Genomic DNA, 16,973 nt, shown 5'->3' on the forward strand with positions numbered 1-16,973 from the left:
TTTCTGGAGAGTGTTCGATGTCCAACGTGATGAAGGCGCTGGTGAAGGCCAAGGCCGAGCCGGGCATCTGGATGGAAGAAGTGCCGGTGCCGGAAATCGGCCCCAACGACGTGCTGATCAAGGTCAGGAAGACCGCGATCTGCGGCACCGACGTCCACATCTACAATTGGGACCAGTGGGCGCAGAAGACCGTGCCGGTGCCGATGGTGACCGGCCATGAATTTGTCGGCACCGTCGCGGATTTCGGCGCGGCCGTCACCGAATACAAGGTCGGACAGCGCGTCTCGGGCGAGGGTCACATCGTCTGCGGCCACTGCCGCAACTGCCGCGCGGGGCGAGGGCATCTCTGCCGCAACACGCTCGGCGTCGGCGTCAACCGGCCCGGCGCCTTCGGCGAGTATGTAGCGATCCCACAGCACAATGTCGTGCCGATCCCCGACGACGTGCCGGACGAGATCGCGGCGATCTTTGATCCATTAGGCAACGCCGTCCACACCGCACTGTCCTTCGACCTGGTCGGCGAGGATGTGCTGGTCACCGGCGCCGGCCCGATCGGCATCATGGGCGCGCTGGTCGCGCAATGCGTCGGCGCGCGGAAAGTCGTCATCACCGACATCAACCCGGTCCGGCTGGAACTGGCGCGCAAGCTCGGCGTCCAGCATGTGGTCGACGCCTCGAAGGAGAAGCTGCGCGACGTGATGCCGGCACTCGGCATGACCGAAGGTTTCGACGTCGGGCTGGAGATGTCGGGCGCCGCGCCAGCCTTCCGCGACATGATTGACACCATGAACAATGGCGGCAAGATCGCCATCCTCGGCATCGCTCCCACCGGCTTCGAGATCGACTGGAACAAGGTCATCTTCAAGATGCTGCATCTCAAAGGCATCTACGGCCGCGAGATGTTCGAGACCTGGTACAAGATGATCGCCCTGGTGCAGGGGCCGCTGGATGTCTCGGGTCTGATCACGCATCGCATCGGCATCGACGATTTCCAGGTTGGGTTCGATGCGATGCGCAGCGGCAGTTCCGGCAAAGTGGTGATGGACTGGTAGGGTTTGGTTGAAGCAGCATCCTGGCAATGCTGCGGGACAGCTCCCTCTTTGGCCTGCCGGACAGAGGGGGTGTGAAGGATCGCTACGAAGAAGATAAAGCCTCTTCCAGTGCTGCCACCCCCCTGACAATCGCCGCTCTCTCTTCCTCGCTCAGCCTCGCCAGCAGCTCCCTTTCAAACGCCTTCGCCAGCGGCACCATTTCCCGGTAAGCGGCGAGCCCCGCCTTGGTCAGCGTCAGATGCTCGACGCGGCGGTCGTTCTCGTCCGGCGCTCTTGTCAGCCAGCGCCGGCGTTCGAGCTCGGCGACCGCGCGCGACACCTTGGTCTTGTGCATGGCCGACTGCTCGCCGAGTTCCGTCGCCGTCATCATCCCGCGCTGCCCGAGGCCTGAGAGCGTGCGCCATTCCGGCCGCGTCAGACCGTGGCGCTCCTTGTAGATGCGCGAGAATTCGCGGCTCACGGTGTCGGCCAGCCGGTAGAGCCGGTAGGGCAGGAAGTTTTCTAGCTCGAGAATTTCCGGTTTCATTTGGCGCACCATCGATGCGGGGTTCGGCGTTGATAGTTACATTTTCGATGGTTACAAATGAAACCAGTTTGGTCAACATCACCGGAAAGCCTTCCTCAACGCTGAGGGCGGCAGCCCGGGATCAGGGAGGATCGGATGGCCTTTTCCTATATGCCGGGCTTCGGCAATGATTTTGAGACCGAGACGCTGCCGGGATCGCTGCCGCAGGGCCGCAACTCGCCGCAGCGGCCGGCCTACGGGCTCTATGCCGAGCAGCTTTCGGGCTCGCCCTTCACCGCGCCGCGCGGCACCAACGAGCGCTCCTGGCTTTACCGCATCCGTCCCAGCGTGAAACACACCGGCCGCTTCAAGGGCGCGAGCTATCCCATGTGGAAGACGGCGCCCAACGTCGGCGACCACGAGCTGGCGCTCGGCCAATACCGATGGAACCCTGTTCCGATCCCGACCGAGCCGACCGACTTCATCTCCGGCATGCGCACCATGACCACCGCCGGCGACGCGGTCGGCCAGTCCGGCATGGCGGCGCATGTCTATGTCGCCAACCGCTCGATGGTCGACGACCATTTCTTCAATGCCGACGGCGAGCTCATGATCGTGCCGCAGGTCGGCACGCTGCGCTTTGTCACCGAGATGGGCGTCATCGAGCTTCGCCCCGGCGAGATCGCGGTGCTGCCGCGGGGCCTCGTCTTCAAGGTCGAGCTCGCCGACAGTCAGGCGCGCGGCTATGTTTGCGAGAACTACGGGGCAAAATTCACCATGCCCGACCGCGGCCCGATCGGCGCCAATTGCCTTGCCAATCCGCGCGACTTCAAGACCCCCTGCGCCTGGTTCGAGGAGAAGGAGACGCCATGCCGGCTGATTGTCAAATGGTGCGGCACTTTCCACGTCACTGAGCTCGGCCATTCGCCGCTCGACGTCGTCGCCTGGCACGGCAACTACGCGCCCTATAAATATGATCTGGCGACGTTTTCGCCGGTCGGCGCCATCCTGTTCGATCACCCTGACCCGTCGATCTTCACCGTGCTGACGGCGCCGAGCGGCGAGGAGGGCACCGCCAATGTCGACTTCGTCATCTTCCCGCCGCGCTGGCTGGTGGCGGAAAACACTTTTCGGCCGCCCTGGTACCACCGCAACATCATGAGCGAGTTCATGGGCCTGATCCACGGCCAGTACGATGCCAAGGAGGAAGGTTTTGTCCCCGGCGGCATCAGCCTGCATAACCAGATGCTGGCGCACGGACCCGACGCCTCCGGCTTTGAGAAGGCCTCCCGCGCCGACCTGAAACCGGTCAAGCTCGACAACACCATGGCCTTCATGTTCGAGACGCGCTTTCCGCAGATGCTGACGCGCTACGCCGCCGAGCTCGAAACCTTGCAGGAGAACTACATCGACTGCTGGGCCGACCTGAAGAAGCGCTTCAATGGCACGCCGGAAGGCGACTGGCCCTGATTGGTGAGGTCAGAGTCAGGAAAACATCGGCGGGTGGCTTGACGATAACTCGCCACGGCCTTGTTGTGGGACGAGCGGCACGAAGCCCGCGAGGAGAGGAAACCGCATGAAGCTTGCCACTTTGAAGAACGGGACGCGCGACGGAAAACTGGTCGTGGTCTCGCGCGATCTGACGCGGTTCACCGACGCTTCTTTCCTGGTGCCGACGCTGCAGGCTGCGCTCGACAATTGGGAGCGCTTGGCGCCGCATCTGGCGGCGATGGCGGAATCGCTCGAGACCAACGCGGTGCCCTCGGCCCGCTTTCACGAGCATGACGCCCATTCGCCGCTGCCGCGCGCCTATCAATGGGCGGACGGCTCCGCCTATGTGAACCATGTCGAGCTGGTGCGGAAGGCACGCGGCGCCGAGATGCCGGCGAGTTTCTGGACCGATCCGCTGATCTACCAGGGCGGCTCGGACTCCTTCCTTGCGCCGCGCGATCCGATCCGCATGGCCGACGAAGCCTTCGGCATCGACATGGAGGCGGAAGTTGCCGTCATCGTTGGCGATGTGCCGATGGGCGCCGGGCTGGGCGAGGCACGCGAGGCCATCCGCCTCGTCATGCTGGTCAATGATGTGACGCTTCGCGCCATCACGGGGCCGGAACTGGCAAAGGGCTTCGGCTTCTTCCAGTCGAAGCCGTCTTCTGCTTTCTCGCCGGTCGCGGTGACGCCGGACGAGCTTGGTGATGCCTGGGACGGCGGCAAGGTCAGCCTGCCGCTGCTCGCCGATCTCAACGGCAAACCGTTCGGCCGTGCCAATGCCGGCATCGACATGACCTTCTATTTCCCGGCCTTGATCGTGCATGCCGCGAAAACGCGGCCGCTCGCCGCCGGCGCCATCATCGGCTCCGGCACCGTCTCCAATAAGCTGAATGATGGGCCAGGCAAGCCGGTCGCGGCAGGCGGCGCCGGCTATTCGTGCATCGCCGAACTGCGCATGATCGAGACCATCGAGAGCGGCGAGCCGAAGACACCGTTCCTGCGCTTCGGCGACACGGTGCGGATCGAGATGAAGGACAAGGCCGGCCATTCGATCTTCGGCGCCATCGAGCAGAAGGTCGAGAAATACGAGGGGGAGAAAGGAACCTGAAAGGGTGACCTTGCTCGAGCACCTGCGCCGGATGGCGCGCAACAATTTGTGGTCGAACGACCGGCTCTACCGCGCCGTGCTGGAGCTTCAGCCCGGCGAGTTCGAGGCCGGTCGAACCAGTTTCTTTCCCTCGATCAAGGAGACGCTCAACCACATCCTTGCGGTTGATCGTCTCTATCTCGATTTTCTGACCGGTGGCGGCCTCGGTGCTGCGGCCTATGACGACTTCATACCGTTTGACGATGCGTCAAGCCTGGCCGCTACACAGACCGATTTTGACCGCAGGCTTGTCGCCTTCTGCGACGGCCTGTCGGAGGCAGATCTCGACCGCCGCGTCATCACCGACCGCCGCGAGGACGGCATGATCCCCGAAAGGATCGGCGACATCCTCGCCCATGTCTTCCTGCACGACATCCACCATCGCGGCCAAGTGCACGCGATGCTGTCGGGCACCTCGGTTGCACCGCCGCAATTGGATGAGTTCTTGCTCGATTACGACATTAAGCTCAGGAAGGACGAGGTCGAGCGGCTTGGGTTGTGAACAAGTGAGAACGCTTCGGGAATTATGGTAGTTACGAAAATTATTGACTTAATTCATGTAGGTACATAAATTCAGATGCAGATCGTCTGGGATGAACCTAAACGGTTGGCCAACATTGACAAACACGGCTTGGATTTCGCGGCGCTAGACGAGGAGTTTTTCCTTGCCTCGGCGATCCGGGCGGCCAAATCCGGCCGTTTCATGGCGATTGGTCGGGTAGTCGGCGGCGGCGTTGTTGCAGTGGTCTTTTCCCGGCTTGGCTCCGAAGGCATCTCGGTTATTTCAATGCGGGCGGCCAACCAGACGGAAAGGAGATTGTTCGATGGCGAAAGCTAAGCTGAACACTACAAAGCTGGACAACGGATTCAAGTCAGGCAAGGGATTCACCGAGGAAGATTGGGATGCGGTTTCGGACAATCCCGAATGGACCGAGGAGGATTTTCGGAATGCTCGTCCCTTCGCCGACGTGTTTCCGGACCTTGCCGAAAGCATTCGCCGCTCACGTGGTCGGCCGGCACTCGACAATCCGAAGAAGCAGGTAACGCTGCGCCTCGACAGCGATGTGGTTGCTCGTTTCCGTGCCAGCGGGCCCGGCTGGCAGAGCCGAATCAACGAAATTCTGAGGAAGGCCGCCGGCCTTTAGAGTAGCCGGCGGCTTGGTCTTTCGGCTGACTACGCCGCCCTGCCATCCAGCTTGATCACGCCACGCTTGATCTGGTCCTGCTCGATCGATTCGAACAGCGCGCGGAAATTCCCTTCGCCAAAACCTTCGTCGCCCTTCCTTTGGATAAATTCGAAGAAGATCGGCCCGATCACCGTCTTCGAGAAGATCTGCAGCAAGATCTTGGTCATACCGCCGTCGACGACGCCTTCGCCGTCGATCAGGATGCCGTGCTTCTTCATGCGCTCGATCGGCTCGTCATGGCCGTGCACGCGCTCATGCGACATCTCGTAATAGGTGTCGGGCGGGCCGGGCATGAACTTCAGCCCGTTGGCGGCGAGCTTGTCGGTGGCATCGTAGATCGCGTCCGTACCGACGGCAATGTGCTGGATGCCCTCGCCATCGTACTTCTTCAAATACTCGGCGATCTGGCTGGTTTCGTCCTTGGACTCGTTGAGCGGAATGCGAATCTTGCCGCAGGGCGAGGTGATCGCCCGGCTGACCAGTCCGGTGATCCTGCCGTCGATGTCGAAGAAATGGATCTGCTTGAAGCCGAACAGGTCACGGTAGAAATCCCACCACTTGTCCATGTTGCCGCGATAGACATTGTGGGTCAGGTGGTCGAGATAGTAGAAGCCGACGCCGTCGGGTTTTGGATTGCGCTCGCCCAGCCACTCGAACTCGGCATCGTAAGCCGAGCCCTTCTCGCCATAGATTTCGATGAAATAGAGGAGCGATCCGCCGATGCCGACGATCGCCGGCGCGTCGAGCGCCTTGTCGGTGCCCTCATAGGGCACAGCACCCTTCGACACGGCATGGTCGAAGGCATGCTTGGCATCGACCACGCGCCACGCCATCGAGGCGGCGCAGGGGCCGTGCTTTTCGACGAATTTCATCGCATGCGAGCCTGGCTCGGCATTGACGACATAGTTGATGTCGCCCTGGCGCCAGACGGTAATGTCCTTGGTGCGGTGCTTCGCCACCGCGACATAGCCCATGCGGGCAAAGAGCTCGGCGAGTTTTGCCGGGTCTGAATGCGCGAACTCAACGAATTCGAAGCCGTCGGTGCCGGCGGGATTCGCCTTGCTGATCTTGGCAGGCGGGGCGTCATGCGGGAAGGGGCCCATGGCAGTCCTCCGAAAGCTGGTGCGGCCGTGCTTGGCCAGTTTTCACCATAATAACGCTGGACGGCTGCATGGTGCTTGCATTCAACCGCCTGGAATGCCCATCATGTGCGTAGATTGTGCATGATTGGGGAGAAAATCATGGATGATGCGCGCCTTGATCAATTTGACCGCAAGATACTGGCGCTCCTGCAGGGCGATGCGCGGCTCACCAACAACGACCTTTCGGAGCGTGTGAACCTGTCGGCCTCGCAATGCTCGCGCCGCCGCCAGCGGCTGGAGGAAGATGGCTATATCAGGGGCTATCGCGCCGTGCTCGACCGCGACCGTCTCGGCTTTTCGCTGGTCAATGTGATTTCGGTGACCTTGGCCACCCACAACCGCGACAATGCCCGCCGCTTCGGCGAGCTGGTGGCGCGGCTGCCCGAGGTGCAGGAAGCGCACGCGCTGACCGGCGAGATGGATTACATCCTGAAGGTGGTGACGCCCGATCTCAAATCGCTTTCCGAGTTCGTCAACGGCGTGCTGCTGCCGCATGAATCGGTGCAGCACGTCAAGACAGCGATCGTGCTGGAAACGCTGAAAGAGACCGGCGCGCTGCCGATTTAGTTTGCGGAGATCTTTGTTGGATGCGACGGCGACGGAACGCGAACCTGCGGAATTGGCTCTCGCCAATGCGCAAGCTTTCACCCCCGCTGCTGCTGGATCAGCCCATAGAGGTTGGTGCAGCGCGCGCCGGAGCGGCAATAGGCGAAGACCGGGCCTTCGAGCTCGTCGAGCGCCTCGGCCTGATCCTCGACATTGTCCATGGTGAGCTGGCCGCTGATCACCGGGATGTAGCGGAAGGCGAGCCCCGCAGCTTCCGCGGCCGCCTTGACGCTGTCGGCAGAGGGCTGGCCCGGCTGCTCGTCGTCCGGCCGGTTGCAGATGACGCTCTTGAAGCCGGCGTCCTTGATGGCAACGATGTCCTCGGGCTGGATCTGCCCCGAGACCGAATAGTCTTCGCTGATCTGGCGGTATTCCATAGCGTCGTCCTCGCAATCCTTGGCCGCAGTCATGCCACCGCGCGGCATTAGCGGCAATCCGTAGCACCGGATCTCTCTGCCAAATAGAGAGTGCGGGGCGGAAAATCCAACCGGGCCGATTTTAGCCCGGTTGGGTGATGCCGCTTAGCTTCCGAGCAGCGCGCCTTTGAACTGCTCGATGTTGTTGTGCATCATGTCGATATAGGTCGAGGCCGGGCCGTCGGGCGGCGACAGCGCATCGGAATAGAGCGTGCCGCCGACCTTGATGCCGGTCTCGCTGGCGATCTGCTCGATGAGCCTGGGGTTGGTGATGTTCTCGATGAAGATCGCCGCCGCCTTGTCCTGCTTGACCTGGTTGACCAGCTTGGCCACGTCGGCGGCCGAAGGCTCGGAATCGGTCGAGATGCCTTGCGGAGCAAGGAAGGTCAGACCGTATGCATGCTCGAAATAGCCGAAGGCGTCGTGCGAGGTGATGACGACACGCTTGGCCTCGGGGATCGCCTGGATCGCCGCGGTCACTTCGCCCTCCAACGCGCCGAGCTTCTGGGTGTAGGCGGCGGCATTGGCCTTGTAGCTGTCGCAGCCCGCGCTATCGGCGGCGCAGAATGCATCGGCGATGTTCTTCACGTAGATCTTGGCATTGGCGATCGACTGGAAGGCGTGCGGGTCGTTGACCGTCTTGCCGCCGCCGGTGCCGGCGCCTTCAGCCGCGTCGGCATCGGCGAATTCCGGCTTGAAGGCGATTGGCGTCACGCCCTTGGTCAGCGTCACGATCGTCGCCTTGGTGGCGCTGGTGTCGACCAGGCGCTGCAAAAAGCCTTCGAAATGCAGACCGTTGACCAGCACGACATCGGCGCCGGCCATCGCCACCGCATCGGCGGGGGTCGGCTCGTAGACATGCGCGTCGCCGTCCGGGCCGACGATGGTGGTGATGTTGACGCGGTCGCCGCCGACATTTTTCGCAAAGTCAGCGATCACCGTGAAGCTCGCCACCACCTTGAGCGGCGCCGCAAAAGCGGACGATGTGGCGAAAGCGCTTAATGTTATAACGCTCAGCGCCAGGGCTGCGCGGAAGGATTTCAACATTGGGACAAGTCTCCTTGCTTGGGGATTAAGCTGTGCGGTGGCGGTGATGCACGATACGGGCGCGCAGCGCGCCGCGCGTGCCGAACAGGATCGAGCAGAAATAAACGACGCCGGCCGAAAGGATGATAGCCGGGCCGGACGGCAGTGAGGCGTGATAGGACAAAAGCAGTCCGGCTATGCAGGAGGCAAAGCCGATCAGCACCGCCAGCGCGCACATCGGCTCGACGCGAACCGTCCAGAAGCGGGCGGCGGCGGCCGGCAGCATCATCAGCCCGACCGAGAGCAGCGTGCCCAGCGCCTGGAAACCGCCGACGAGGTTGAGCACGACCAGCCCAAGAAAGATGAAATGGACCGGGCTGCCCATGCGGCTCACCGAGCGCAGGAACAGCGGATCGAGGCATTCGGCGACCAGCGCCCGCCAGAAGATGGCGAGGCAGGCGAGCGTCACAACCACGATGCCGCAGATCAGGATCAGCGCCTCGTTGTTGAGCGCCAGCACGGTGCCGAACAGCACATGCATCAGGTCGACGCTCGAGCCGCGGATCGACACCATAAGCACGCCGATGGCGAGCGAGATCAGATAGAAGGCCGCCATCGAGGCATCCTCGCGCTGGATGGTGAAGCGCGAAACCGCCCCTGCGCCGAGCGCGACGATGATGCCGGCGATCAGCCCGCCGACGGTCATCGGCAGGATCTCGAGGCCATAGAACAGGAAGCCCGCGGCGGCACCGGGCAGGATGGCGTGCGCCATTGCGTCGCCCGACAGGCTCATGCGCCTGAGCATCAGGAAGACGCCGACCGGGCAGGCGCCGAGCGACAGCATCAGCGAGCCGAACAGCGCCCGTTGCATGAAGGCGAAATCGGCGAAGGGCTGGATGAACAGGCCGTAGAGAAACTCCATCACGCCGCCCTCGGTCCGGAGCCATGGCCGTGATGATGATCATGCGCGTGCGCGTGGTCATGATGTTCGTGGTCATGGCCATGGTCATCGGGCTCGCACCAGGGCGCGTTCTCTTCCCAGGCCTCGTGAAAACGCCGCGCCTTGAGCAGGTTTTCAGGCCTGAGCGTCTGTTTTGTGTCGCCCCAGGCGACAGGCTGGCGGGCGAGCAGCAACGTCTCGGGAAAATTCCGCCGCACGAGATCGAGGTCGTGGACGACCACCATGATCGTGCGCTCCTCGCCATGCCAGCGCTTTATCAGCTGGATGAGGTCGCCGACGGTCTTGGCGTCGACGGCATTGAACGGCTCGTCGAGCAGGATGAGGTCGGCATCCTGCAACAGCACGCGGGCAAACAACGTGCGCTGCAGCTGACCCCCGGAGAGCGTGTCGATCGGCCGCTTCTCGAAGCCGCCGAGCCCGACCGCCATCAGCGCCTTGCTGACCGACTCGCGATCCTCTTTGGTGTAGCGTCCGAGCATGCCGCGCTTCGGCCACAGGCCAAGCGAGACCAGGTCGACCACCCGCGCCGGGAAGCTGCGGTCGAGCTCCGACTGCTGCGGCAGATAAGCGGTGCGCACGCCGGGCGCGCGGACAACCGTGCCCTCCATCGGCTTCAGCACGCCGACAATGCCCTTCATCAGCGTCGACTTGCCCGAGCCGTTGGCGCCGACGACGGCAGTCAGCGAGCCTTTTCGGACCGTGCCGTTGAGGTGATGGATGGCGGGATGGCTGTTGTAACCGAGCGTCAGGTCGCGGAAGGTCAGGCAGGCATTTGTCATCAGACGTTCCGGATCGGACACGAATTCGAGAGTACTCGTCGATATGTGATGTTATTACATTAGTCAACATGCCGGTTCGGCAGAATTGTGTCCAGATCGGTCAACTCGCCGTGTACACGGAAGCGGTCCGGAGCCGATAAATTGGCTCAATCGGTTTCGCGCCGGTCGGCCTTGCCCGAAGCCGGCACGAACTCTAAACAGGCGCGACCCTAGAAAAGAAGGAACCTCCCATGAGCATTCGTCGTATCGATGTCGGCCCGCGCATGAGCCAGATCGTCATTCACGGCAACACTGTCTATCTGGCCGGCCAAGTCGGTGAGCCCGGCGGCAACGTCGCCTCGCAGACTCGCCACATCCTGAAGACCATCGACGAATTGCTGGCCAAGGCTGGCACCGACAAGACCAAGATCGTGCAGGCGATCATCTGGCTGGCCGAGATGGGCACCTTCGCCGAGATGAATTCGGAGTGGGACAAGTGGGTGCCGCAGGGCCACACCCCCGCCCGCGCCACCGGCGAAGCCAAGCTCGCCACCCCGGAATATCTGGTCGAGATCATCGTTACGGCGGCGCTGTAAGGCGCAGGAACCGCCAATCTTCCCCGTGGGCCCCACGAGGGGAAGATCGCTCATCCCTGCGAAGGCGTGAACCGCGCCACAAGCGTGTGGCTTTCCGCCGGATAGATGAAGCGCACTTGCGTGACCGGATGCTCGGCGCTCCAGGTGCGGCGCTCGACCACCAGGCAGGGCGCGCCGGGATCGATGTCGAGCGTGTCGGCGATAGTTTCGTCAGCCGCCATGGCGCGGATACGGTGCTCGGCCTCGCTCCACGGCACGCGGCCGATCAGCCAGGGGCCGGGCGCGATGTCGAGAAATTCTTCCTCGCTGGCCTCGCCCACCGCCGAAAGATTGATCAGGCGCTGCTCGAGCGCGAATGGCCGTTCGCCGGCAAAATGCAGCCCCTCCAGCCAAAGCACTGGACCCGTGGCAGATAGCCCAAGCAGCGACCGATCCTCGGCATTGCCGCGTCGTTTCATGCGCTCCAGCCGTTCATAACGATAGGGCAGGCCAAGCGCCTCGACCTCGATCCTGATGTCGTGCAGTTCCAGCACCGCCGCCTGCGACTGCGGCTGGCGCACGAAGCTGCCCGAGCGGCGGCGGCGCTCGATCAACCCCGCCTTGGCGAGCTGCGACAGCGCCTTGTTCACAGTCATGCGGGAACAAACATACTGAGCCGTCAGCTCGTGCTCGAACGGGATGCGGTGGCCGGGCGCCCATGCACCCGACAGAATCTTTTCCCGGATGTCGGACAGGATCCGCTGGTGCAGCGACAGGGTCTCGCCGTCTTCCATCTCTGCCGTTTCGGTCATGCTCATCGGGATCAGCCCTCGGAAAGCGCCATCATCACTTTGCGGAAGCGCCCGGCGACCGCCTCGCGTTTGACATGCCTGCCGCCGCTCACTTGCTTCTTGCCATGCACCCAGACGCAATCGACCTTACTGCCATTGGCAAAGATCCAGGCGTCGAAGATGGCATCGCCCGCCTTGCCGGCAAGCGAGGGATGGCTAGCGTCGAGCGAGACGAAATCGGCGGGCCTGGCGACGGCGAGGGTTGAGGGGCCGGCGCCGAGCGCGATGCTGCCGCCATCGAGCGCGGCCTCGAACAGCGCGCGACCGGTAGAGCCGCCGGCGCGCGCCAGCACATTGCGGGCGCGGTGGGCAAGGCGCTGCGAATATTCGAGCTGCCGAAGCTCGTCCGGCGGGCCGATCAGCACATTGGAGTCGGAGCCGACGCCGAAGCGGCCGCCATGTTCGATGAACAGGGGGGCGGCGAAAGTGCCGTCGCCGAGATTGGCCTCGGTGATCGGGCAGAGGCCAGCGACGGCTCCGGCCTTGGCCATGGCGATCGTCTCGGCTTCGGTCATATGCGTGGCGTGGATCAGGCACCAGCGCCTGTCCACCTCAGCATGTCCGAGCAGCAACTCGACCGGACGCTTGCCTGACCAGGCGATGCAGTCCTCGATTTCCTTCACCTGCTCGGCGACATGGATGTGGATCGGCCCGTTCGGCGCCATTGCTGCAACCGCGTTGAGTTCGTCCGGCGTTGCGGCGCGCAGGCTGTGCGGCGCGACGCCGACGACGGCTTGCTCCAGCGAGCGAACGCCTTCGCGAGTTTTCTCAAGCAGACGTTCGAAGGGTCCGACATCATTGATGAATCGCCGCTGGCCTTCGTTGGGAGCAGCGCCGCCGAAGGCCGAATGGGCATAGAAGACCGGCAGCAGCGTCAGTCCGATGCCGGTGTCGGCGGCGGCAGCCGCGATCCGCTCCGCCATCTCGGCGATGTTGGCGTAAGGCTGCCCGTCGCGGTCGTGATGCAGATAGTGAAACTCGCCGACGCGCGAAAACCCGGCTTCCAGCATCTCCACATAAAGCTGCGCCGCGACCGCCTCGACCTGGTCCGGCGTCATCGACAGCGCGAAGCGGTACATCACCTCGCGCCAGCTCCAGAAACTGTCGGCCGAGGGACCGCGCAGTTCGGCAAGCCCCGCCATGCCGCGCTGGAAGGCGTGGCTATGCAGGTTGGGCATGCCGGGCAGGACGATGGCGTGGCGTTCGTCGCCGGCGTGTGCCGAAGAGCCCACTTCGACTTCAGAGATACGGCCGCCGTCGAAAGCGATCCTCACATTGCCCCGCCAACCGCCGGGCAGCAGCGCCTGTTCCGCAAAGATCGCCGTCACGTCCAAACTCCCAATCCGAATGCCCGAGCGACATTAACACTTGCGTCGCGTTTCAATATGTATATACATAATCGTCATCCTTTCAAATGGAAAAGATGATGGGTGGAGCAAACGGAAAGAGCGGCCTTCGTCTGTGGCGCAATGCGCGCCTGGCGACTATGGCCGAGGGTGCTGCCGGTCTCGGCATCGTCGAGAAAGGTGCGATCGCCGCGCGCGACGGGCTGATCGTCTATGCCGGATCGGAGGCCGACCTGCCGGCAGCCGCCGGGCAGGGCGTCGAAACGGTCGATTGCCAGGGCCGCTGGATCACCCCCGGCCTGATCGATTGCCACACCCACCTTGTCTATGCAGGCAACCGCGCCAACGAATTCGAGATGCGCTTGGCCGGCGCCACGTATGAGGAGGTGGCGAGGGCAGGGGGTGGCATCGTTTCCTCGGTCAAGTCGCTGCGCGCCGCGAGCGAAGACGAGCTCGTCTCCCAGACGCTGCCCCGCCTCGACGCGCTGATGGCCGAGGGCGTGACGACCGTCGAGGTCAAGTCCGGCTACGGCCTCGATGCCGACAATGAAAAAAAGTCGCTGCGCGCCGCGCGCCGTCTGGCCGGTGAGCGCTCCGTCACGATCCGTACGACCTGTCTCGCCGCCCATGCGCTGCCGCCTGAAGCCAGGGGCGACAAGGACGCTTTCATCGATCTCGTCGCCGGCACGATCCTCCCGGCGGTTGCCGCCGAAAAGCTCGCGGACGCCGTCGACGGTTTTTGCGAGGGCATTGCCTTCTCACCGGAACAGATCGCGCGCGTCTTCGATAAGGCGAAAGCGCTTGGCCTGCCGGTGAAGCTTCACGCCGACCAGTTGTCCAACCTGCATGGCGCCGCGCTTGCCGCGCGCTACGGCGCGCTGTCGGCTGATCACCTGGAATACACCGATGAGGAGGGCGCCGCGGCGATGGCCGGATCCGGCACCGTCGCGACCATCCTGCCCGGCGCCTACTATTTCATCCGCGAGACCAAGAGGCCGCCGGTCGATCTCTTCCGCCGCCACGGCGTGAAGATGGCGGTCGCCACCGACTCCAATCCCGGCACCTCGCCGCTCACCTCGCTGCTGCTCACCATGAACATGGCCGCGACGCTCTTTGGCCTGACCGTCGACGAATGCCTCGCCGGCGTCACCCGCGAGGCCGCGCGTGCGCTGGGGCTTCTCGACAGGACCGGCACGCTGGAAGCCGGCAAATCGGCCGACCTTGCCGTCTGGGACATCGAGCGTCCGGCCGAACTTGTCTACCGCATGGGCTTCAATCCGCTCCATGCCCGCATCTGGAGAGGACAATGACCGAACTGATCCTGAAGCCCGGCAGCGCAACGCTTGCCGACTGGCGCGCCATCTATCGCGGCGCCGTGCCGAAGCTCGACGATGCCTGCCGGCCGAAGATCAAGGCCAGCGCCGAAGCCGTCGCCCGCATCGTCGCCAAAGGCGAGCCGGTCTACGGCATCAACACCGGCTTCGGTAAGCTCGCCAGCGTTCGCATTCCGGCAAACGATCTTGAAACGCTGCAACGTAACATCGTGCTTTCCCACGCCGCGGGCGTCGGCGAACCGATGCCGGCCCCCGTGGTGCGGCTGATGATGGCGTTGAAGCTGGCGAGCCTCGCCCAGGGCGCTTCCGGCGTGCGCGCCGAGACCATCGACCTGCTCCAGGGGATGCTCGCCAACGACGTCATCCCGGTGGTGCCGGCGCAAGGTTCTGTCGGCGCCTCGGGCGACCTTGCGCCGCTCGCGCATATGACGGCCGTCATGATCGGCGTCGGTGAATGTTTTACCCCGCATGGTCGCTTCCCGGCCAAGGTCGCCTTCGTCTCGCATGGGCTGGAACCGGTCACGCTCGGCGCCAAGGAAGGCCTGGCGCTGCTCAACGGCACCCAGTTCTCGACCGCCTTCGCGCTCGCCGCCTTGTTCGAAGCAGAGACGCTCTACCAGTCGGCGCTGGTCGCCGGCGCGCTGTCGACCGATGCTGCCCGCGGCTCCGACGCGCCTTTCGATCCGCGCATCCATCTGTTGCGCAAGCATCGCGGCCAGATCGAGACCGCGGACGCGTTGCGCAATCTGATGGCCGGCAGCGCCATTCGTGAATCGCACCGCGTCGGTGACGAGCGCGTGCAGGATCCATACTGCCTGCGCTGCCAGCCGCAGGTGATGGGCGCCGCGCTCGACGTCCTGCGCAAGGCGGCCGACACGCTGGAGACCGAAGCCAACGGCGTCACCGACAACCCGCTGATCTTCGCCGAGGACGACACCGCGCTCTCGGGCGGCAATTTTCACGCCGAGCCGGTGGCCTTTGCCGCCGACATGATCGCGCTTGCCGTCTGCGAGATCGGCTCGCTGTCTGAGCGCCGCATCGCCATGCTGGTCGATCCGGCGCTCTCCGGCATGCCGGCTTTCCTGACGCCGAAGCCTGGCCTCAATTCCGGTTTCATGATCCCGCAGGTGACGGCGGCGGCGCTCGTTTCGGAAAACAAGCAGAAGGCCTATCCGGCGAGCGTCGATTCCATCCCGACCTCGGCCAACCAGGAAGACCATGTCTCGATGGCTGCCCACGGCGCGCGCCGCCTGCTCGGCATGATCGAGAATGCAACGGCCGTCATCGGCATCGAGCTGTTGGCAGCCGCGCAAGGCTGCGATTTCCATGCCCCGCTCGCTTCGAGCGAAGCGCTGGAAACGGTGCGCAAGCTGGTCCGAGCCGAGGTGCCGCATCTCGACAACGACCGGCATTTCCATCCCGACATGGAAAAGGCGATCGCCCTGGTCCGCAGCGGCGCGGCGGTTAAGGCGGCGGCTGCGGTGGCGCTGCCGGGGATTGCGTCATGAGATTGAATGCTCTGATAGGTCGCGATCCTTCACGCCCCCCTCTGTCCTGCCGGACATCTCCCCCACAAGGGGGGAGATTGGCAACTTTGGCGCCCCGCTCCTTCTTGCAACGTGGACGATTGGCGAAAGCCGGCGTGATATCTGATCTCCCCCCTCGTGGGGGAGATGTCCGGCAGGACAGAGGGGGGCGCCGTAGAGCTCCAACCCGTGGAGAGCTCCAATGACCACGCCCTGGCTCACCATCACACGCGGTACGGCGCCGCTGCTGGTCTCGATCCCGCACACCGGCATAGATCTTGCGGGCCTCGACAGCCGGTTGGTCTCGCCGTGGCTCGGCCGCCGCGACTGCGACTGGTGGATCGACAAGCTGTACGACTTCGCGAACGATCTTGGCGCCACGGTCGTCCACACCGCCATCTCGCGCACCGTCATCGACGTCAACCGCGACCCCTCCGGCGTCTCGCTTTATCCTGGACAGGCGACGACCACGCTCTGCCCCACCGACACGTTTGATGGCGATCCGCTCTACCGCATGGGCGAGGAGCCGACGCCGTCCGAGATCGACCTGCGCCGCGAGACTTACTTCGCGCCTTACCATGCCGCCCTGCAGGCTGAGATCGACCGTCTGCGCGACATGCACGAGAAGATCGTGCTCTATGACTGCCATTCAATTCGCTCGGTGCTGCCGCGCCTGTTCGAAGGCACGCTGCCGGTGTTCAATCTCGGCACCAATGACGGCAAGAGCACCGAACCATCGCTGCAGGAAAAGGTAGCCGCCATCCTCGCGGCGAGCAGCCAGTCCTGGGTGGTCAATGGGCGCTTCAAGGGCGGCTGGATCACCAGAAGTTTCGGCCGGCCGCAGAGCGGCGTCCATGCGCTGCAGATGGAGCTCTCGAACCGCGGCTATATGCGCGAGCCGTCGGAAAAGGGCGCGCCGGACAACTGGCCGGTGCCTTACGACCCAACCTACGCGGCGCCGATCCGCGCCACGCTGAAAACCATTCTCGAAACCGCGATTGCCTGGGCCGCGCGCTGACGCTCCCGCCGCACCTGATCGAAGGGAAC

19 protein-coding genes are annotated in these 16,973 nt (G+C 63.8%); 11 read left to right on the plus strand and 8 right to left on the minus strand.

The features are described from left to right. Nucleotides 1-17 precede the first annotated feature (17 nt). Nucleotides 18-1,052 carry an L-threonine 3-dehydrogenase gene (tdh, locus tag CK222_RS17520; protein WP_095801222.1) on the plus strand — a complete coding sequence of 345 codons (1,035 nt, stop codon included), beginning with the start codon at nt 18-20 and terminating at the stop codon, nt 1,050-1,052. Between the two features lie 82 nt (nt 1,053-1,134). On the opposite strand, the gene CK222_RS17525 is transcribed toward tdh, so the two are convergent. After that, the gene (locus CK222_RS17525; protein WP_164746692.1) at nt 1,135-1,578 is read right to left on the minus strand and encodes a MarR family transcriptional regulator; all 444 of its coding nucleotides are present in this window, start codon (nt 1,576-1,578) and stop codon (nt 1,135-1,137) included. Between the two features lie 135 nt (nt 1,579-1,713). On the opposite strand from CK222_RS17525, the gene hmgA reads away from it, so the two are divergent. From hmgA to CK222_RS17550, 5 genes are all read left to right on the plus strand, one after another. Next, nucleotides 1,714-3,027 (plus strand): homogentisate 1,2-dioxygenase, encoded by a 1,314-nt coding sequence (gene hmgA, locus CK222_RS17530; protein WP_095801224.1) that lies wholly within the window; start codon nt 1,714-1,716, stop codon nt 3,025-3,027. Between the two features lie 106 nt (nt 3,028-3,133). After that, entirely contained in the window at nt 3,134-4,159 is a 1,026-nt protein-coding gene (locus CK222_RS17535) for a fumarylacetoacetate hydrolase family protein (protein WP_095801225.1), read from the plus strand. Nucleotides 4,160-4,163: 4 nt separating this feature from the next. Then, nucleotides 4,164-4,700 carry a DinB family protein gene (locus CK222_RS17540; RefSeq protein WP_095801226.1) on the plus strand — a complete coding sequence of 179 codons (537 nt, stop codon included), beginning with the start codon at nt 4,164-4,166 and terminating at the stop codon, nt 4,698-4,700. A 75-nt stretch (nt 4,701-4,775) separates the two neighbouring features. Beyond that, nucleotides 4,776-5,036 (plus strand): BrnT family toxin, encoded by a 261-nt coding sequence (locus CK222_RS17545; RefSeq protein WP_095783194.1) that lies wholly within the window; start codon nt 4,776-4,778, stop codon nt 5,034-5,036. Continuing rightward, the gene (locus CK222_RS17550; protein WP_095801227.1) at nt 5,023-5,343 is read left to right on the plus strand and encodes a BrnA antitoxin family protein; all 321 of its coding nucleotides are present in this window, start codon (nt 5,023-5,025) and stop codon (nt 5,341-5,343) included. Before CK222_RS17545 ends, CK222_RS17550 begins: the two co-directional genes overlap by 14 nt. A 29-nt stretch (nt 5,344-5,372) precedes the next feature. On the opposite strand, the gene hppD is transcribed toward CK222_RS17550, so the two are convergent. Next, the gene (gene hppD / locus CK222_RS17555; RefSeq protein WP_095801228.1) at nt 5,373-6,488 is read right to left on the minus strand and encodes a 4-hydroxyphenylpyruvate dioxygenase; all 1,116 of its coding nucleotides are present in this window, start codon (nt 6,486-6,488) and stop codon (nt 5,373-5,375) included. Between the two features lie 138 nt (nt 6,489-6,626). On the opposite strand from hppD, the gene CK222_RS17560 reads away from it, so the two are divergent. Next, nucleotides 6,627-7,094: an Lrp/AsnC family transcriptional regulator gene (locus tag CK222_RS17560; RefSeq protein ID WP_059187534.1), complete on the plus strand. Its 468-nt coding sequence runs from the start codon at nt 6,627-6,629 to the stop codon at nt 7,092-7,094. 77 nt (nt 7,095-7,171) lie between these two features. On the opposite strand, the gene CK222_RS17565 is transcribed toward CK222_RS17560, so the two are convergent. The 4 genes from CK222_RS17565 to aztA all read right to left on the minus strand — a co-directional run bounded on the left by CK222_RS17565 (nt 7,172) and on the right by aztA (nt 10,315). Beyond that, entirely contained in the window at nt 7,172-7,510 is a 339-nt protein-coding gene (locus CK222_RS17565; protein WP_067000965.1) for a TIGR01244 family sulfur transferase, read from the minus strand. 144 nt (nt 7,511-7,654) lie between these two features. Further along, nucleotides 7,655-8,596 (minus strand): zinc ABC transporter substrate-binding protein AztC, encoded by a 942-nt coding sequence (gene aztC, locus CK222_RS17570; RefSeq protein WP_095801229.1) that lies wholly within the window; start codon nt 8,594-8,596, stop codon nt 7,655-7,657. Between the two features lie 25 nt (nt 8,597-8,621). After that, nucleotides 8,622-9,497, minus strand: a complete 876-nt coding sequence (gene aztB / locus CK222_RS17575; RefSeq protein WP_067000522.1) for a zinc ABC transporter permease AztB — start codon at nt 9,495-9,497, stop codon at nt 8,622-8,624. Continuing rightward, entirely contained in the window at nt 9,497-10,315 is an 819-nt protein-coding gene (aztA, locus tag CK222_RS17580; RefSeq protein ID WP_067330176.1) for a zinc ABC transporter ATP-binding protein AztA, read from the minus strand. Before aztA ends, aztB begins: the two co-directional genes overlap by 1 nt. Before the next feature lie 230 nt (nt 10,316-10,545). On the opposite strand from aztA, the gene CK222_RS17585 reads away from it, so the two are divergent. Beyond that, entirely contained in the window at nt 10,546-10,890 is a 345-nt protein-coding gene (locus tag CK222_RS17585) for a RidA family protein (protein WP_095801230.1), read from the plus strand. A gap of 50 nt (nt 10,891-10,940) precedes the next feature. Here the strand turns inward: CK222_RS17585 and hutC are convergent, their stop codons facing one another. Then, the gene (gene hutC, locus CK222_RS17590) at nt 10,941-11,687 is read right to left on the minus strand and encodes a histidine utilization repressor (RefSeq protein WP_095801231.1); all 747 of its coding nucleotides are present in this window, start codon (nt 11,685-11,687) and stop codon (nt 10,941-10,943) included. Nucleotides 11,688-11,692: 5 nt separating this feature from the next. Then, the gene (locus CK222_RS17595) at nt 11,693-13,048 is read right to left on the minus strand and encodes a formimidoylglutamate deiminase (RefSeq protein ID WP_095801348.1); all 1,356 of its coding nucleotides are present in this window, start codon (nt 13,046-13,048) and stop codon (nt 11,693-11,695) included. A gap of 98 nt (nt 13,049-13,146) precedes the next feature. Between CK222_RS17595 and hutI the strand changes: the two genes are divergently transcribed. The 3 genes from hutI (at nt 13,147) to hutG (ending at nt 16,944) form a co-directional block, all read left to right on the plus strand. After that, the gene (gene hutI, locus CK222_RS17600; RefSeq protein WP_176477666.1) at nt 13,147-14,376 is read left to right on the plus strand and encodes an imidazolonepropionase; all 1,230 of its coding nucleotides are present in this window, start codon (nt 13,147-13,149) and stop codon (nt 14,374-14,376) included. Then, on the plus strand, nt 14,373-15,908 hold the full coding sequence (gene hutH, locus CK222_RS17605; RefSeq protein WP_095801232.1) for a histidine ammonia-lyase: 1,536 nt from the start codon (nt 14,373-14,375) through the stop codon (nt 15,906-15,908). Before hutI ends, hutH begins: the two co-directional genes overlap by 4 nt. A gap of 220 nt (nt 15,909-16,128) precedes the next feature. Beyond that, nucleotides 16,129-16,944, plus strand: coding sequence for an N-formylglutamate deformylase (gene hutG, locus CK222_RS17615; RefSeq protein WP_095801234.1), 816 nt, complete (start codon nt 16,129-16,131; stop codon nt 16,942-16,944). Nucleotides 16,945-16,973 lie beyond the last annotated feature (29 nt).

Origin of the sequence: Mesorhizobium sp. WSM3866, from assembly GCF_002294795.1 — a bacterium.
Taxonomy (GTDB): domain Bacteria; phylum Pseudomonadota; class Alphaproteobacteria; order Rhizobiales; family Rhizobiaceae; genus Mesorhizobium.

Excerpts from the sequence above, each read along its gene's own strand:
- aztB (WP_067000522.1), bottom strand. The coding sequence starts at position 9,497 with ATGGAGTTTCTCTACGGCCTGTTCATCCAGCCCTTCGCCGATTTCGCC.
- hppD (WP_095801228.1), bottom strand. The coding sequence starts at position 6,488 with ATGGGCCCCTTCCCGCATGACGCCCCGCCTGCCAAGATCAGCAAGGCG.
- tdh (WP_095801222.1), top strand. The coding sequence starts at position 18 with ATGTCCAACGTGATGAAGGCGCTGGTGAAGGCCAAGGCCGAGCCGGGC.
- hmgA (WP_095801224.1), top strand. The coding sequence starts at position 1,714 with ATGGCCTTTTCCTATATGCCGGGCTTCGGCAATGATTTTGAGACCGAG.
- hutH (WP_095801232.1), top strand. The coding sequence starts at position 14,373 with ATGACCGAACTGATCCTGAAGCCCGGCAGCGCAACGCTTGCCGACTGG.
- CK222_RS17565 (WP_067000965.1), bottom strand. The coding sequence starts at position 7,510 with ATGGAATACCGCCAGATCAGCGAAGACTATTCGGTCTCGGGGCAGATC.
- CK222_RS17560 (WP_059187534.1), top strand. The coding sequence starts at position 6,627 with ATGGATGATGCGCGCCTTGATCAATTTGACCGCAAGATACTGGCGCTC.
- hutG (WP_095801234.1), top strand. The coding sequence starts at position 16,129 with ATGACCACGCCCTGGCTCACCATCACACGCGGTACGGCGCCGCTGCTG.
- hutI (WP_176477666.1), top strand. The coding sequence starts at position 13,147 with ATGGGTGGAGCAAACGGAAAGAGCGGCCTTCGTCTGTGGCGCAATGCG.
- CK222_RS17550 (WP_095801227.1), top strand. The coding sequence starts at position 5,023 with ATGGCGAAAGCTAAGCTGAACACTACAAAGCTGGACAACGGATTCAAG.
- aztC (WP_095801229.1), bottom strand. The coding sequence starts at position 8,596 with ATGTTGAAATCCTTCCGCGCAGCCCTGGCGCTGAGCGTTATAACATTA.
- CK222_RS17535 (WP_095801225.1), top strand. The coding sequence starts at position 3,134 with ATGAAGCTTGCCACTTTGAAGAACGGGACGCGCGACGGAAAACTGGTC.
- CK222_RS17525 (WP_164746692.1), bottom strand. The coding sequence starts at position 1,578 with ATGAAACCGGAAATTCTCGAGCTAGAAAACTTCCTGCCCTACCGGCTC.
- CK222_RS17585 (WP_095801230.1), top strand. The coding sequence starts at position 10,546 with ATGAGCATTCGTCGTATCGATGTCGGCCCGCGCATGAGCCAGATCGTC.
- aztA (WP_067330176.1), bottom strand. The coding sequence starts at position 10,315 with ATGACAAATGCCTGCCTGACCTTCCGCGACCTGACGCTCGGTTACAAC.
- CK222_RS17545 (WP_095783194.1), top strand. The coding sequence starts at position 4,776 with ATGCAGATCGTCTGGGATGAACCTAAACGGTTGGCCAACATTGACAAA.
- hutC (WP_095801231.1), bottom strand. The coding sequence starts at position 11,687 with ATGAGCATGACCGAAACGGCAGAGATGGAAGACGGCGAGACCCTGTCG.